Here is a 14,280-nt window from a genome sequence, read left to right as displayed (position 1 = left end):
TATACCGCCTGTTTCGGTGCACAATAGGACGTATGTCTGAATCCACCGCCAGCCAAGATTCCAGCCAAGACCTAGAACTCTTTCTCTCCCAAGTATCCGAGTCGATTGTGGCATCGGATACCAGCGTTGCGGTTGCCATCGTGAAGCGTGCCGCTACCATTGCCGCTCGTATGCGCGACGAAGGCCTGGTCACGGAGTACAAGACATCGATTTCCGACGTCGTCACCGCGGCCGACCGCGCAGCGGAGAAATTCGTCGTCGAGGCTTTGGCCGCGCTCCGCCCGGAGGACGGCATTCTTGGCGAGGAAGGGTCCGCGAAGGAGTCCCAGTCTGGTCGCACGTGGGTGATCGATCCTGTCGATGGCACCTACAACTTCACCACTGGTTCGGACTACTGGTGCAGCGCATTGGCGCTGGTTATGGGCGATGCGAACAATCCGGATGAGGTCGTCCTCGGCGCGGTGCACCGCCCGGCAACGGGCGAGAGCTGGATTGGTGGCCCCAATCTCCCGACCACTCGTATCAACCTCGATGGCACTGTTGATGACCTCCGGGTCACTGACCGCCCCCTCTCGGAAGTCTGCGCAGCGACCTACCTCCACACCACGGTGGTGAGCTCGAGCGAGGAATCCGAGGTCACCGCCACAAAGTCCTGGTTGGATGCGGTGTCCCGCAGCGCTACCTGGCGCATGCTGGGCTCCGCGTCGGTGGATATGGCAGGCGTTGCCGACGGCCGCATCGGCGTATGGTTCCAGCGCGACGTCGCAGCCTGGGACTGGCTGCCTGGGTATGCGCTTATCTCGGGCGCAGGCGGCGAATGCACGTCGGTGGGGCGCTGGAAGCTTGCGGGCTCGAGTGGCCAGGTCGCAGAGCTGAGTGAGGTTCTGCGCTAGAATTTCGGCCATGACCACCTCTTACTCCGAAGATCTCGCCCTCGCACTCTCGCTTGCCGACGCAGCCGACGAGCTCACGATGTCCCGCTTCGAGGCGGCCAATCTAATCGTCGAGTCCAAGCCCGACCTCACACCGGTCTCCGATGCCGATATCGCGTGCGAAAAGCTGCTCCGCGAGATTCTGTCGGACAAGCGCCCGAGCGATGAGGTTCTCGGCGAAGAATTCGGTGGCGAAGCTGTGTTTGAGGGCCGTCAGTGGGTCATCGACCCCATCGACGGCACTAAGAACTTCGTGCGCAATGTCCCGGTCTGGGCCACCTTGATTGCCCTGTTGGAGGACGGTAAGCCCGTTGTCGGCGTGGTCTCCGCACCTGCGCTGGGACGTCGCTGGTGGGCGTCCAAGGGCGACGGCGCATTCAAGCGCGTGCAGGTCGGCGGCTGGGACGCCGCTGAGCGCCGCATTGAGGTCTCGAAGGTGGCGAACATCGCGGACTGCTCAATTTCCAACTCTTCGCTCACAGGTTGGGCCGAGCGCGATTTGCGCGACAACTTCATCGGTCTCACCGATGACGCCTGGCGCCTGCGCGGCTATGGCGACTTCTTCTCCTACTGCCTGGTAGCGGAGGGTGCGGTCGATGTCGCCGCCGAGCCAGAAGTTTCCCTGTGGGACCTGGCAGCTCTTGCGATTCTGGTGGAGGAAGCTGGCGGCCGCTTCACTTCCCTAGCGGGAGTCGACGGGCCGCACGGCGGGGACGCGGTTGCGACGAATGGGTTGCTTCACGACGCCGTCGTCAAGCGCCTGGGCGGGTAAACAGGGTTTTCCAACCTATCGCAATTTGCGACGAGCGGCTCACTATCTCACTATCTCCCGTCCGCGTGACCGATATCCAGGATACGTCGCAGCTCAGCAAATACCTCAGGGCGTACCTCATGGGTTACCACCCGTCCACTCTTAGACCTAGTTAGCAGCCCGGCATCCGCCATGGTCTTTAAATGATGCGACACCGTCGGCTGACTAAGCCCAGAAACAGCGGCCAGATCCCCCACGGTCATCGGACTACAGCCAGCGGCAGCGAGCTGAGACAAAATTTGCAGGCGCGCCGGTTGCGCCAGCGCTTTGAAGAGAGTTGCCGCAGCCTGCGCTTCCGCCGCGTCGAGAGGCCGACCGCCAAGTGCACAGCATTCTGAGATTTCGTCCATACCTGTTGAGGCTACACGGCCCCCTCTCTAAATATATTGACAATCATCGATATATTGATTACACAGGAAACTATGACACAGACTACAAAGTCACTCAGCTTCCTAGATCGCTTCTTGCCGCTATGGATTGCAGCTGCAATGGCAATTGGCCTCATTCTGGGCAAAATTGCACCGTCACTTGTGAACTGGCTGGCAGAGGCAAAAATTGCGACAATTTCCGTACCAATCGCCATCGGCTTGCTGGTCATGATGTACCCACCGCTCGCAAAGGTTCGATACGACAAAACGGGCAAAATTTTGACATCCAGGAAGCTGATGGGCATCACAGTCTTCCTCAATTGGATTCTCGGCCCCGCACTGATGTTCACCCTTGCCTGGGTATTCCTCAGTGATAGTCCAGAACTGCGCACTGGCGTGATCATCGTCGGTCTCGCCCGCTGCATTGCAATGGTTTTGGTCTGGAACGACCTATCTTGCGGCGATACTGAAGTCGCTGCCGTATTGGTGGCCGTAAACTCGCTATTTCAAATTTTCATGTTCGGCGCTCTAGGGTGGTTCTACCTGCAGATTCTGCCCTCCTGGTTGGGACTGGAAACCACTTCCGCCTCCTTTTCTTTTTGGGCAATCGCACTATCCGTAGTGGTATTCCTCGGTATTCCGCTTCTGGCTGGCGCGGCATCACGCATAATTGGTGAACGCACCCGTGGTCGCGACTGGTATGAAAATGAGTACTTGCCCAAAATCTCACCATTGGCACTTGCCGGCCTTCTATACACAATCGTGTTGCTCTTTGCGCTTCAGTCACAGCAGATTCTTGAGAATCCCTGGACCGTTGCGAAAGTGGCGCTACCACTAGTGATCTACTTCCTCGCCATGTTCGCGATCGCTCTCACTTCGGCCAAGGCCGCGGGCATGAACTACGCAACCTCCGCATCGATTGCCTTTACGGCCGCCGGAAATAACTTCGAGTTGGCAATTGCGGTTGCGATTGGCACCTTCGGCCCATTGTCCCAGCAAGCACTTGCGGGAACGATTGGACCACTTATTGAAGTACCCGTACTCGTTGCACTTGTCTACGTCACCCGCTGGCTCGGGCCGCGCCTTTTCCCCAATGACCTTTCCGTACCGGAAAAACTATAGAAAAAGGATTCTGAAATGAAGGAAATCCCGAAGGTACTTTTCATCTGCGTGGCAAATGCCGGTAAATCCCAAATGGCCGAGGCCATTGCGCGTGCAAAATATGCCACGCAGTTCACCGCCCTTTCAGCAGGAACGAACCCCAAAACTACTACCAATGCGCTTGCAGCCAAATCAGTTGCAGAAATCGGCGCCTCTATGGACGGTGCATCACCAAAGCCCATTGACCCCACGATTCTCCGGACTGCAGATCGTGTTGTCATCATCGGCGATGCCGCTCATGTAGAGCTCCCCTCGGACGCTCAAGGCTCACTCGAGCGTTGGCTTACTGACGAGCCTTCAAAACGAGGTATCGACGGAGAAGAACGCATGGACCTGATTCGCGATGACCTCGAGCGCCGTATCGACGAGTTAGCTGTCGGACTCCGTCCCACTAAGAATCCCTAAGCGGCAGAATCCAACAAAAGCTTCCTTATCGCCAGCGTAAGCCACACGACTGCGCCGACGCCTGCGATGAGGCCGAGGAGCAGGAATATCAGACCGACTCCCCAAAGCCCGGTGGTGTCGTCAGTGCCGGCGATGATGCTCCAGCACAGGGCATAGCCGGCGACCGCTGCCCACCACGTGGGCAGCAGGTTCAGAGTTGGGGCGGGCACGCGCATCATGGCAGAGGCAGTAAGGATGACCATCGCGAAGCCACTGCAGAAAACCTGCCATGGCGAGTAGTCGTATTCGCCCTCGAGCGTCCACGCGAGCGTACAAAAGCAGATTAGGAATGCTGCGACAAAGACGAAAATCGTGTGCCCAAACGCGATACGCTCGCCGGACTTTTTGGCCAGCCACACGGCACCCATCCAAGCGAGAGCGGTGGGGATGGCAATAATCAACAGGTACGCGAGGAAGACTCCTGGCACCTCAGCCCAGGTGAAACTCGTCAGCATTGATCTCATGCCACTAGGTTACGCGTGCCCCTGGGCTTTTTGAACGCGCTAGTTTCCCAGTAAAAACACAGACGAAACACCGTGTTTTACACATGCTCACTTAATGTATTGTCAGATTCGGCTGCTACAACTAGAAAGTCGTTTTCAATACGCCATTTGTAGAGAGTGCTTTTTACCAAAGAGCACCTCCCTATACGTTGTAGTAAAGGAGAAATCTGGGGTGAATAAACCTACCCGAATCGTGGGGCTTGATATAGCGCGCTCACTCGCCATCATCGGCATGATTATTGTCCATATGGCCTCACTACTTTGGAGCACAAAGGTTGTGCTCTCTGGCCTACCCTCATCACTGTTCGCCATCATCGCCGGCGCCACAATGATGATCATCGGCCGTAATTACAGCAGCACTACCTTCTTGCGTCTAATCACCCGCGGTGCCCTGATCATTCTCATCGGCCTGGCACTATTGCCGGTCGGTGGAGAAATTCAGGTGGTCCTCGTCATCATGGGCCTGGTAATGATGCTGGTTTCCTGGATGCCAGCGCTCGGAACTTGGTGGCGAGTCGGCTTCTTCATCGCCGCAACCATCGCCGCCACAATCAAGTACGCGCCTATGACGCTGCCACAGATCTATCCGCTACTCGCGTGGATTGCATATTTCATCGGCGGCATGCTGCTTTACGACGTCTACTTGCGCGGTCGCCTGCAAAGCACTTCCACCTCTGAGACCAACGCCAATACTCGGTTGAGCTGGATTGTTACCGCTGTCAGCGTTGTCGTCACTGCCGTCGGCATGTACTTCCGATTTGATCCAGAGATTGCTGGCTGGCTCCGCTTTACCGGACACACTGGCGTCTTCGGCGAAATCATTCTCTCCGTCGCTGTTGCCGCTATTGTGTTGCACTTGTGCCTGTTCGTAGGCGATCGTTTCCCAGCTGTGGTTTACCCATTCGCGGCTATGGGAACAATGTCACTGACTATCTACATCCTGCACGTTCTCACCGCGTTTTATTGGCAGCAGAATGTTGTATTGCATTCCACGTTGTCCGCAGCCGGTTTCATCGTATTCTTCCTCGTCATTGCTAGCCTCTGGAAGAAATTTGTCGGACAGGGCCCTGCCGAAAAACTCGTTGCCACCGCAATCAAGGCCATTGTTCCTTCTGGGAAAGGGAAATAACCGTGAAGAAAACATCTTTTTCCATCGCAGCAATTGTTAGCAGCACCCTGCTTCTATCTGCAGCCCCAGCTCTTGCATTGGAAAACGGCGAACCCGCACCTGCGAATGCTGAAAGCAGTTCTGTGGCCGCGCTGAAGATTGGCAAAATCGGCAATTTCGGTGACTGTACCGGGACGCTGGTTGCCGACCAGTGGGTGCTCACTGCACGCCACTGCCTGGAGTCTGTGAACAACGAAGGGACCCAGGCCCGCATCGGCGGGAAGGTCTACGATGCCGATTCTTGGGCGCTGTCTCCAATGTCTGATGCGGGGTTGCTCCACCTGACCCAAAAGGTCACTGACGCAACACCCGCGAATGTTTCCCGCGATATCCCAACACCTGAACAGACGGGAACTCTCTATGGCTGGAGTAGCAGTTCGTCCATGGCACGATCCGGGCAGCTTCCGATGACCAAGATGGTCGTCAATGAGTTGCTAGGCGGAGGACCGGCTGATGGAACTCCAGGTGAGGCTGCTCCAGATGGGGCCGCTCCTGGTGAGGCTGTTCCGGGCGGTGCCATGCCGGATGCAGTAAAGCCAGATGACTCCAAAACCGAGTCGATCCCCGCAGGAACGGAAAGCATCCCAGCCGACGCTGCCATGATGCCAATGATTCAAAGCGCCATCCTCGACGCACATTCCGTCTCTGGCGCGGGTATGCAGGGCGGTGACTCCGGCGGCCCGTTCTTCGTCGACGGTAAGCTCGCGGGCCTGGCTACTGCCGGAACCTCCAATGGCGACCCTGACCTCCCCTCCCCCAGCGCAGCTATCACCACCCTCGCCGGCACGGCTGACTGGATCGATGACATCACCTCTGGCCGAGACACAGAAAGCGTGCTGACCGCGGAGAACACTCCTGCTCCGCCAAAGACCATTCAGACCAGCGCCGATCACATGTGGGGTTACCTCGCCATCGCGTGCGTTGGCCTGGTTGTCGCAGCAGCCTGGTCGCGCATTAGGAATGGCCGACAGTAGAACCGTCTAACCACAACCACAAGCCGCCTCCCCGGAAAGTACTGGGTAGGCGGCTTTTATCGTGCATGCGAGGAACTTAATCGTGACTGAAGCCACAAAATCTCTCGGTAACTGACGTACAATCGTGAGGTATTCCTATGGTTTTATTCCAATTTTTCTAAGAATCGACTATGCGATTCACATAATTGTTAATTGGTGAAACCCCACCAACGAGAAAGGTAATCAATTCCCGTGGATGGTTACACGCCCTTCGACGTCTTGATGGATATCGGTTGGATTTCGCTGCTGCTCATCATCGGTAATTTGATGCGGCGGTTCATCCCCTGGTTCCAAAAGCTTCTCATCCCTGCACCGATTACTGCGGGCTTGCTCGGCTTGCTACTAGGCCCCAACGCTTTGGGAATCATCCAGTTCAGCGAGCACTTCGGCGACTATGCGACGATTCTAATCGCTGCAGTCTTCGGTGCCCTTCCGTTCACAATGGACTTCGATGCCAAGGTTCGCCAGCGCGCGCGAACAATGTGGTCCTATTCCGTGGGCATGTACCTGGCACAGTGGGGCTTCTTCGCACTGCTTGGCGTGATTCTTTTCGCCCCGCTGTTCAATACTCCGGACTGGTTCGGCATCATGCTGCCCGTCGGCTTCGTCGGCGGTTTCGGTGTGGCAGCAGCAGTTGGTGGCGCACTGGACTCGGCCGGCATGACTGAGGCCACGAGTTTGGGCTTTACAGCCGCCGCGGTGGGCATGTTTTCCGCAATTGTCGGTGGCGTTATCTTTGCCCGCTGGGGTTCAATGAAGGGGCACACCAACGAGCTGCCCGCCTTGGATAAACTGCCGGAGGACATGCGTACCGGCATCATCTCTCTTCCCGGCCAGCGACCAAGCGTGGGACGCGCGACCACGAGCCCGTCCTCAATTGAGCCGATCGCGCTGCACGTGGCGGCACTGGCGGTGACGCTCTTCCTGGCGAATATCCTGACTGACTGGGTCAATGACGCTTTCCCGGCCTTGAGCTTCCCGCTGTTCGCGATGGCCTTCCTCGTCGGCCTGGCGGGTGTTGGAGTACTGCACCTGATTAAGGCACCGCACTACCTGGATACGAAGTTGATGGGTTCGGTCTCCGGGGCGTCGACGGACTTCCTGGTTGCAGTGGGCATCGCGTCGATTGTGCCGGCAGTGGTGGCCACCTACATCGTCCCGCTGATTATTCTGTTCGTCGTGGGTCTGGCCTTCTGCCTGGTGTTGTTTTTCTACGTCGCACCACGAGTCTTCGAACATGGTTGGTTCGAGCGCGCCGTATTCAGCTGGGGCTGGGCAACCGCTTCCGTAGCCACGGGCATCGCCGTCCTGAAGATTGTGGACCCGGAGCAGAAATCCGGCACTCTCGAGGAGTTCGGCATGGCCTACGTGGGCTTCGCACCATTCGAAATCGCGGCGGCCATCCTCGCCCCCATCGCCATTATCGCCGGACTGGTGTGGCTATTCGGCGGGGTCGCACTTATCGGTGGCCTGGCTCTGTTGATTCCGCCGATGATCTGGTTAAAGAAATCGAAAGCCAGGGCTTTGTAGAAGTTCCCACACCGCCCACATTTGCGAGCCCAGCGTGGGCTGTCCGGGCCTGTCTGGCAGCTGTCTTCCCACCGTTTTGCCAGTATTGCGCTCACTTATCGATGCATGATTCACCCATCGATGCGCTCCAGCGTATCCATAAGTGAATAACTCATCGATATGTGAAACCGAAAGCTAGCAGCGCGTACATGAGCTGAGGCAAGTCGACCAGAATCAACCCAGCAATCCCCTCAAGCTAAGTACCTTCAGCCCGACTAATCGAGCAGCGCCTCACGCTGCATTTCTGATGACCGTCCTTCAATGCCCGGTTGTGAAGTGCGCGAGTTCGTCAGACCCAACGACTACCTAACGGCTTAACCCCCAAACGGTGATTTGACCCCCAAATAAAGAAAACCCCTACCAGCGTTTGCACCGGTAGGGGTCTCTTCTTAGTGGCGGGGGCTGGATTCGAACCAACGACCTCTGGGTTCTCACCCTCAAGTTCGAGCCACCTGCAGTTATTACCCTTTTACCTGCTGATTAGAGAGGTATAAGCATACTGGGCCTTACTGCGCCTTACCGCGGATTACCGACTCTTAAGTCCCGTTTTGAGTCCCACTTTCTTCACCGAGATTCAAGGCTCCCCGCATAGCGTCGACATCAGTCCAATCCGTGTAGTTGCGCGCGTTCACGTCGACGTCATGCCCGAAGTAGGCTGCACGCACCTGGGCGGGCACCCCTCGCGCGATGGCCCGGTTATTGAGCACCGTGCGCCAGTCATGGGATCTCATTAAAGCGATGTGGTCGTCCTGGACCTGCGCGCCGACATCTTTAAACAGAGCCGCTGACGCTTTCACGGCGTTGTCGGTGCGCCAGTGCGCCTGCTTGTCTCCTGGCGAAGGGATCAGTGGGTCGGTCGTTCCTAGTCCGTCGAGCCGGTTTAACCAAAACTTTTCGACACGCTTGTCCAGGAACGGGATAGAACGGCCTCTGTGCGTTTTGGATTGATCAGATGTAATGCTGATCGCGATTTGCCCATTAGCGACTTTTACAGATTGTCTCGTCGCCGCCAGCGCCTCTGAGATGCGAAGTCCCGTCCCCGCTTGTAGTAGTGCCAGCGCAACCACGTTGCCATGTTTTGCGATGGAGCTTGCTCGCCGCCTGTTTGTGAGGGCCGTCTTTGACGGTGGCGAGTACGCCTGAATCTGCGCAGCAGATTCAGGGGGCCGACACCGGAGAAGCGTGACCCTCACAAACAGACTGTGGCCCTGGCTGCATCAGCAGTCGGGGCCACCCTGCCACAGTAAGCACGACATGTAGGAGGTGGATATGCGAGACAAGTTCTCGGCATATTCGCGTACAACCGTGCGCCTCGATAAGGATTTAGACCGATTTGTCGAGGAGGTTGCACGGGTTTCAGGGGTGCAAAAAGCCGTCGTGTTCCGGGAAGCTCTCTACGTCCTCGCAGAGGAGGGGAGCGTACTAACGCAGAAGCGTTTGGCCCCGGACACTCTGCGCCGCCTAGACGAGATGAATGACCAACTGCGTCGGATTGGTGTCAATCTGAACCAGGTGGCGCGGCGCGCGAATATCGACGGCGTTGCACCTGTGTCTGAGGCTGTAGAAGCGATTGCTTCCGAGGTTTCTTCTCTTCGTAAAGAGGTGAAGGGCTTTGTCCACAATCAAGATTAACTACAGCCAGAATATCCGCGCGGCGACGGTCTATGCCGTCTATGGAACGGCAGACAATGCCCGCAAGGGCAAGGTGCGAGCTGATGCCTTATGCACGGTTCAGCCCAACGCTGAATCGTTTTCTCCGGAGGCTACGGCTGGCCGTTGGTCGGGTGTGGACTTCATGGAAGCCAGTGTGGAAGAAATGGAGCGATATGCTCCGGCTCAGCGCACTGACGAAGCAATTATTTATATCCAATCGTGGGCTAAAGACGAGCTGGATAAGGATAACCCGGCCGATGTAGCTCGGGCTAATGCGGCTGGCTCAGAGCTGGCGATGCGGCTGACGCAGGGCACGGGAGTTCCGTTTACCGTGGCTACGCACACCGACAGTAAAAGCGGCTGTGTCCACAACCATATCGTCTTTGCCAACCACGATACGCAGACAAAGAAGGCTGCACCTCGGGATATGCGCAACTGGTACAAGCTGCGCAATATCAACGACGAGCTGATGCGCGATTTGGGGATGCGTGTCCTGGAGCGAGAGCCGGAAATATCGCTGCTTCCTGCTGAGCGCAGGGCACGCAAGGAGGGCAAGTCCACAGACTCGACGGGCCTGGGCGTGGATGAGCTGACCGCAGCCACGTGGGCTGATTTTGCCCGCAAGCGCATGGATGAGCTGTGCGCGGATAAACAGGTGGCAGATGCTGACGACCCACTGGCGAAGGCAGTAGAGATTGCTGGCAAATACAACCTGTCTCTAAAAGTGCAGCCCAACTCAAAAACCGAGGGTGAGTCGCTAACCGTGGCCCTGGTCGACGACGACGGCGAGGATGCCTACTTCACGAACACCACGAAGGCCGGACGTACTCGAAAGCGTAAAGCAGCTAAAGCTGGCTCAAAATTGGGCCGCAGCTACTCGCTAGAGGGTGTGACCGAACGCGTTAACGAGGCCCAATCAGCCCTTCTTGCGCGGCAGCTTGCAGCACTTCAAGCCAATTCAACCGATGACGACCTGGAGGCGAAATACGGCTCCAGCCTTCTCGATGACGAGGAGGAAGAAAACTATAACAACCAGGAGGTATTCAATCATGGTGTCAGTGACCGAGATGACGAAGCTAGCCCAAGCAGCGGCGAAAGGCAAGATGGACAGCGTCTTGAAGGTTCTCAGCCCACGCCTGGACAAGGCGGAGAAGGCTATCAAGACGCTGCAGGAGAAACTGAAGAGTCTGCCGGAGAATACAGGGGACATTCTCAGTTCTCTGCCCAGCGACTTCTCGACGAGGTTGACGCAAGCGGAAAGCGAATTAAGGAACGTAAAAAGCAATCTCGCCGCAAACAAGAACTACGTGAGCAGCAGTCACTTCCAAGTAACGATGATGGAAGTGCAGCAGATGATCACCGGGCTGATAAGGAACATCGAGGATCTGCCCAACGGCCTGGAGGGGGTAAAAGGGTACCTAATCGAGATAAGCGAGCAGATGTCGCGTCTGACAAGGATGCAACAGCTGGTACTCAAAGCAGCCGAAAGCCCCATCCATCTCGACAAGGATTCCAGCCAAGCAGTAGCCCAGAGCCTGAACGCTCAGATGACTTCGAGCCTGACTTCTAGCCTGGAACCGCTGGTAGAAGTAGCTGTATCTGAGGCAATGTCGAAAGAGTCCGAAAGCCTGCACAAGGCAGCAGAAGCATCTAAGAAGGCTCGCAGCGCCCTGCTCCAGGAGAAGGAGTCCAACGAAAAGCTGCTGGAGAAGATACGTGCAGAGCGCAAAAAGTACAACGACGACATGGAAAAGTCGAACACGAACTTTATTAAGGCCTGCATGTCTGCCTCGTGGATTGCAGCCAGTGTTCTCTTCGTTGCTATCGCACTCGTTGCTGTCGGAGCCTTGGGGAACGGGCTGCTAAGTATGCTCGGCATACCCGACGGCGTGTCTGCCTTGTGGGGTCACGTCCAGGAGGCCAACGGCATCGGCCCAACACTGGGCTGGTTGGCGTTAACACTTATCGTCATAGGGGTTCTTATAGCGCTTATGACCTGGATGTTGTCCCAGGCTGCGCCGGGTATTGCTCACTTAGTCGAGGAATACCGTCGCAATCACCCGAGGAAAGAAACGAACCACTAACTAGAACACGTGCACCGTAAAAAGTAAAAATCCCCACAACACAGCGTAGCGGTTAACCGCTACGCTTCTTTTATGCTCTTCCTATGCCCCAACTTTGCAACAGCACCAATAAACTGGCGCCCCGGTTATAAGTTGGGGCGCCAAGTCGATGTGCTCGAGTCGGGGGATGTTAGTGGCCGGTGCCAAGCCGGCCAGACAGGCGGTTCAGCCGGTCCTGACTGGGACCGTCGAGCCCGATAATGGACACGGTTTTGCCTCTGTCCTGGAACTTCTGCGTAATCGCGTCAAAGGTCGCGACCGTGGAGGCATCCCAGATCTCCGCCTCAGTGAGATCAATAGTGATATGACGGGCAGAATCGGTGTAATCAAAGCGATAAACCAGGTCATTGCTTGATGCCCAAAACAACTGGCCATGCACCCGGTAGGTACGAGTATCAATCTCGCCATCGCCGTCGCCGTCGATCTCGGAGACCTTTTCAATGGAAGCGATATGTGCCATCCGACGGGCGAACATGATCATCGCGGTGACCACACCCAACACCACACCAATGGCCAGGTTGCTGGTGGCTAGGGTGGCAATAATCGTCACGGCCATAACAATGGTCTCAGAGACCGGCATGAGTTTAAGGGTGCGTGGATGCACCGAGTGCCAGTCGATGGTGCCGACCGAGACCATGATCATGATTGCCACCAGCGCAGCCATCGGGATCATGCCAACGATGTCGCCCAGTGCCAGGACCAGGACCAGCAGGAACACACCGGCTAACAGGGTGGATAGGCGGGTACGTGCCCCGGATTCGCGGACGTTGATCATGGTTTGACCGATCATCGCGCAGCCACCCATGCCGCCGAAGAAACCGGAGGCAATATTAGCCACCCCCTGTCCCCAGGATTCACGAGTTTTATCGGAATGAGTGTCGGTGATGTCATCGACGAGCTTGGCGGTCATCAACGATTCCATGAGACCGACCACGGCCATGGCCAGGGCATAAGGCGCGATGATCTGCAGGGTCTCCAACGTCCACGGCACGTTCGGAATAAACAGGGACGGTAAGGTCTCCGGCATCTTGCCCATGTCCGAGACCGTCGGGACAGTCAAACCGGCGGCAATGACCAAACCGGTGAGCACGATAATCGTGACCAGCGGGGCGGGGATCACACTGGTGAGCTTGGGGAAGAAAATCATGATCACCACACCCAAGCCGACGAGTGGGTAGACTATCCAAGGCACATCAATGAGGTGTTCGAGTTGGGCGGTGAAAATCATAATGCCCAGTGCATTGACGAAACCCAGCATCACCGATCGGGGGATAAAACGCTGAAGTTTCGCCACACCGAGGGCGCCGAGCACGATTTGTAGGACACCGCCCAACAGGACGGTGGCGATGAAATAATCCATCCCGTAACCACGCGCCACAGGAGCAATGACTAGGGCAATAGCCCCGGTGGCGCCGGTGATCATTGCCGGGCGGCCACCGGTAAAGGCGATCGCAATGGCCATGACTACCGAGGAAAACAGACCCATGGCTGGGTCAACACCGGCAAGGATGGAAAAGGCAATGGCCTCAGGGATCAGCGCCAGGGATACCGCCAGTCCGGCCAGAATCTCTATACGGATACGGGCGGGGGAAGAAAATGCGTAACGGAAGGATGCGATGATCCCGGTAGGGGCATCAGCGCCGTCTGGACTCAGGAGGGGGCGGGGGGCCGCCGTGCTAGTTTCAGTCATAGATGTCCAATCTTTGAGGGGATAGGTAACTGGGCGAACGCCCGAAAGGAATCCAACCCTCTAGTAACTTTAGGTTTGGTGATGGTGGTCATGGTAGCGGGAGTTTTACTCAACCGCCAACCCAGGCACAGGAACCCGTGGGCAACATCACCGTGAAGGAGAACAGGCAATGCAAAACAGTAATTTCAAGATCGGCGAGGTCGTTGACCAGACGGGGTTGTCGATTCCCACCTTGCGTTATTATGACAACGTCGGCCTGATTACCCCATCGGGGCGTAGCCCTGGTGGGTTCAGGCTTTATAGTGAGGCTGATGTACGTCGTGTTTTGCTGGTGCGACGGATGAAACCGCTGGGGTTTACTCTGGATCAGATGCGGGAATTCCTGGAAGCTGCGGAGATTCTTCATAGTTCAGATGGCGGGCAGGAAAGTGATACCGCACAGCAGGCACGGAGTAATGCCAAGGCCACCCTTGCCGACATTCGTGAGGAGACGCGCACCCGCTACGAAAAGCTACGCAAGCAAATTGCCTACGCTGAGGAATTCCTCGATCTGGTCAACACCCTGGCACCCTAAACTGCCCCCATCCTTCGCAGGGAGAAAAAGACCATCGTATTGAATGCGCTCTGTCGAATCGCGTTCCAGATGAAGTGGACGAACGCCCGCGGCCTCTCCGGAGTGGATGGCGATAGTACAGAGGACTTCTGAAATCCGTGCAGACGACTCCTCAAAACGACACAGTCATCCAAGGTCACAAAATCGAAAACTGTGGGTTAAGTAGCAAAAAGTGTGTCTGACTTTCAGCATTACTGCTGATTAGGCTGGGTAAATCGGGCGGATATAAGCA

The 14,280-nt window shown here is 56.6% G+C and carries 15 protein-coding genes; 11 read left to right on the top strand and 4 right to left on the bottom strand.

The annotated features are described in order from the left end of the window. Positions 1 to 32: 32 nt before the first annotated feature. Both QP978_RS08225 and hisN read left to right on the top strand, forming a co-directional pair. On the top strand, positions 33 to 893 hold the full coding sequence (locus QP978_RS08225; RefSeq protein ID WP_258225389.1) for an inositol monophosphatase family protein: 861 nt from the start codon (positions 33 to 35) through the stop codon (positions 891 to 893). 10 nt (positions 894 to 903) lie between these two features. Beyond that, positions 904 to 1,704 carry a histidinol-phosphatase gene (hisN, locus tag QP978_RS08220; RefSeq protein ID WP_284857050.1) on the top strand — a complete coding sequence of 267 codons (801 nt, stop codon included), beginning with the start codon at positions 904 to 906 and terminating at the stop codon, positions 1,702 to 1,704. Positions 1,705 to 1,754: 50 nt separating this feature from the next. Here the strand turns inward: hisN and QP978_RS08215 are convergent, their stop codons facing one another. Next, positions 1,755 to 2,093, bottom strand: a complete 339-nt coding sequence (locus QP978_RS08215) for an ArsR/SmtB family transcription factor (protein WP_048759843.1) — start codon at positions 2,091 to 2,093, stop codon at positions 1,755 to 1,757. Positions 2,094 to 2,165: 72 nt separating this feature from the next. Between QP978_RS08215 and arsB the strand changes: the two genes are divergently transcribed. Then, positions 2,166 to 3,233 (top strand): ACR3 family arsenite efflux transporter, encoded by a 1,068-nt coding sequence (gene arsB, locus QP978_RS08210; protein WP_284857049.1) that lies wholly within the window; start codon positions 2,166 to 2,168, stop codon positions 3,231 to 3,233. Positions 3,234 to 3,248: 15 nt separating this feature from the next. Next, a complete protein-coding gene (locus QP978_RS08205; protein ID WP_070855944.1) occupies positions 3,249 to 3,677 on the top strand; it encodes an arsenate-mycothiol transferase ArsC in 429 nt (142 codons plus the stop codon). On the opposite strand, the gene QP978_RS08200 is transcribed toward QP978_RS08205, so the two are convergent. Continuing rightward, positions 3,674 to 4,180 carry a hypothetical protein gene (locus QP978_RS08200; RefSeq protein ID WP_256882010.1) on the bottom strand — a complete coding sequence of 169 codons (507 nt, stop codon included), beginning with the start codon at positions 4,178 to 4,180 and terminating at the stop codon, positions 3,674 to 3,676. The two genes, QP978_RS08205 and QP978_RS08200, sit on opposite strands and share 4 nt — an antisense overlap. Before the next feature lie 211 nt (positions 4,181 to 4,391). On the opposite strand from QP978_RS08200, the gene QP978_RS08195 reads away from it, so the two are divergent. The 3 genes from QP978_RS08195 to QP978_RS08185 all read left to right on the top strand — a co-directional run bounded on the left by QP978_RS08195 (position 4,392) and on the right by QP978_RS08185 (position 7,930). Then, entirely contained in the window at positions 4,392 to 5,348 is a 957-nt protein-coding gene (locus QP978_RS08195; protein ID WP_049192834.1) for a DUF418 domain-containing protein, read from the top strand. 2 nt (positions 5,349 to 5,350) lie between these two features. After that, a complete protein-coding gene (locus QP978_RS08190) occupies positions 5,351 to 6,361 on the top strand; it encodes a trypsin-like serine protease (protein WP_284857048.1) in 1,011 nt (336 codons plus the stop codon). Positions 6,362 to 6,592: 231 nt separating this feature from the next. Then, a complete protein-coding gene (locus tag QP978_RS08185) occupies positions 6,593 to 7,930 on the top strand; it encodes a sodium/glutamate symporter (RefSeq protein WP_284857047.1) in 1,338 nt (445 codons plus the stop codon). A 575-nt stretch (positions 7,931 to 8,505) separates the two neighbouring features. Here QP978_RS08185 and QP978_RS08180 read toward each other — a convergent pair. After that, the gene (locus tag QP978_RS08180; RefSeq protein WP_049156218.1) at positions 8,506 to 9,036 is read right to left on the bottom strand and encodes a tyrosine-type recombinase/integrase; all 531 of its coding nucleotides are present in this window, start codon (positions 9,034 to 9,036) and stop codon (positions 8,506 to 8,508) included. 202 nt (positions 9,037 to 9,238) lie between these two features. Here QP978_RS08180 and mobC point away from each other — a divergent pair, with 202 nt between their 5' ends. Genes mobC through QP978_RS08165 form a run of 3 tightly spaced genes read left to right on the top strand, consistent with a single transcriptional unit; the run spans position 9,239 to position 11,706 of the window. Then, entirely contained in the window at positions 9,239 to 9,601 is a 363-nt protein-coding gene (gene mobC, locus QP978_RS08175; RefSeq protein ID WP_070549414.1) for a plasmid mobilization relaxosome protein MobC, read from the top strand. Then, the gene (locus tag QP978_RS08170; RefSeq protein ID WP_070549416.1) at positions 9,582 to 11,192 is read left to right on the top strand and encodes a relaxase/mobilization nuclease domain-containing protein; all 1,611 of its coding nucleotides are present in this window, start codon (positions 9,582 to 9,584) and stop codon (positions 11,190 to 11,192) included. The genes mobC and QP978_RS08170 overlap by 20 nt, the downstream gene beginning before the upstream one ends. After that, entirely contained in the window at positions 11,170 to 11,706 is a 537-nt protein-coding gene (locus tag QP978_RS08165; RefSeq protein ID WP_224783739.1) for a hypothetical protein, read from the top strand. The genes QP978_RS08170 and QP978_RS08165 overlap by 23 nt, the downstream gene beginning before the upstream one ends. A 169-nt stretch (positions 11,707 to 11,875) precedes the next feature. Here QP978_RS08165 and QP978_RS08160 read toward each other — a convergent pair whose 3' ends face one another. Then, a complete protein-coding gene (locus QP978_RS08160) occupies positions 11,876 to 13,435 on the bottom strand; it encodes a SulP family inorganic anion transporter (RefSeq protein ID WP_034664651.1) in 1,560 nt (519 codons plus the stop codon). Between the two features lie 169 nt (positions 13,436 to 13,604). Here QP978_RS08160 and QP978_RS08155 point away from each other — a divergent pair, with 169 nt between their 5' ends. Next, positions 13,605 to 14,009, top strand: a complete 405-nt coding sequence (locus QP978_RS08155) for a MerR family transcriptional regulator (RefSeq protein WP_034664654.1) — start codon at positions 13,605 to 13,607, stop codon at positions 14,007 to 14,009. Positions 14,010 to 14,280 lie beyond the last annotated feature (271 nt).

Origin of the sequence: Corynebacterium sp. MSK035 (assembly GCF_030232615.1) — a bacterium.
In the GTDB taxonomy this organism is placed as follows: domain Bacteria; phylum Actinomycetota; class Actinomycetes; order Mycobacteriales; family Mycobacteriaceae; genus Corynebacterium; species Corynebacterium jeikeium_D.
This window is presented reverse-complemented; position numbering and strand designations above follow the sequence as displayed.

What these genes read in the sequence shown, in the direction of transcription:
- mobC (WP_070549414.1), top strand. Translation starts at nt 9,239, where the DNA reads ATGCGAGACAAGTTCTCGGCATATTCGCGTACAACCGTGCGCCTCGAT.
- QP978_RS08160 (WP_034664651.1), bottom strand. Translation starts at nt 13,435, where the DNA reads ATGACTGAAACTAGCACGGCGGCCCCCCGCCCCCTCCTGAGTCCAGAC.
- QP978_RS08205 (WP_070855944.1), top strand. Translation starts at nt 3,249, where the DNA reads ATGAAGGAAATCCCGAAGGTACTTTTCATCTGCGTGGCAAATGCCGGT.
- QP978_RS08225 (WP_258225389.1), top strand. Translation starts at nt 33, where the DNA reads ATGTCTGAATCCACCGCCAGCCAAGATTCCAGCCAAGACCTAGAACTC.
- QP978_RS08165 (WP_224783739.1), top strand. Translation starts at nt 11,170, where the DNA reads ATGACTTCGAGCCTGACTTCTAGCCTGGAACCGCTGGTAGAAGTAGCT.
- QP978_RS08215 (WP_048759843.1), bottom strand. Translation starts at nt 2,093, where the DNA reads ATGGACGAAATCTCAGAATGCTGTGCACTTGGCGGTCGGCCTCTCGAC.
- QP978_RS08200 (WP_256882010.1), bottom strand. Translation starts at nt 4,180, where the DNA reads ATGAGATCAATGCTGACGAGTTTCACCTGGGCTGAGGTGCCAGGAGTC.
- arsB (WP_284857049.1), top strand. Translation starts at nt 2,166, where the DNA reads ATGACACAGACTACAAAGTCACTCAGCTTCCTAGATCGCTTCTTGCCG.
- QP978_RS08155 (WP_034664654.1), top strand. Translation starts at nt 13,605, where the DNA reads ATGCAAAACAGTAATTTCAAGATCGGCGAGGTCGTTGACCAGACGGGG.
- hisN (WP_284857050.1), top strand. Translation starts at nt 904, where the DNA reads ATGACCACCTCTTACTCCGAAGATCTCGCCCTCGCACTCTCGCTTGCC.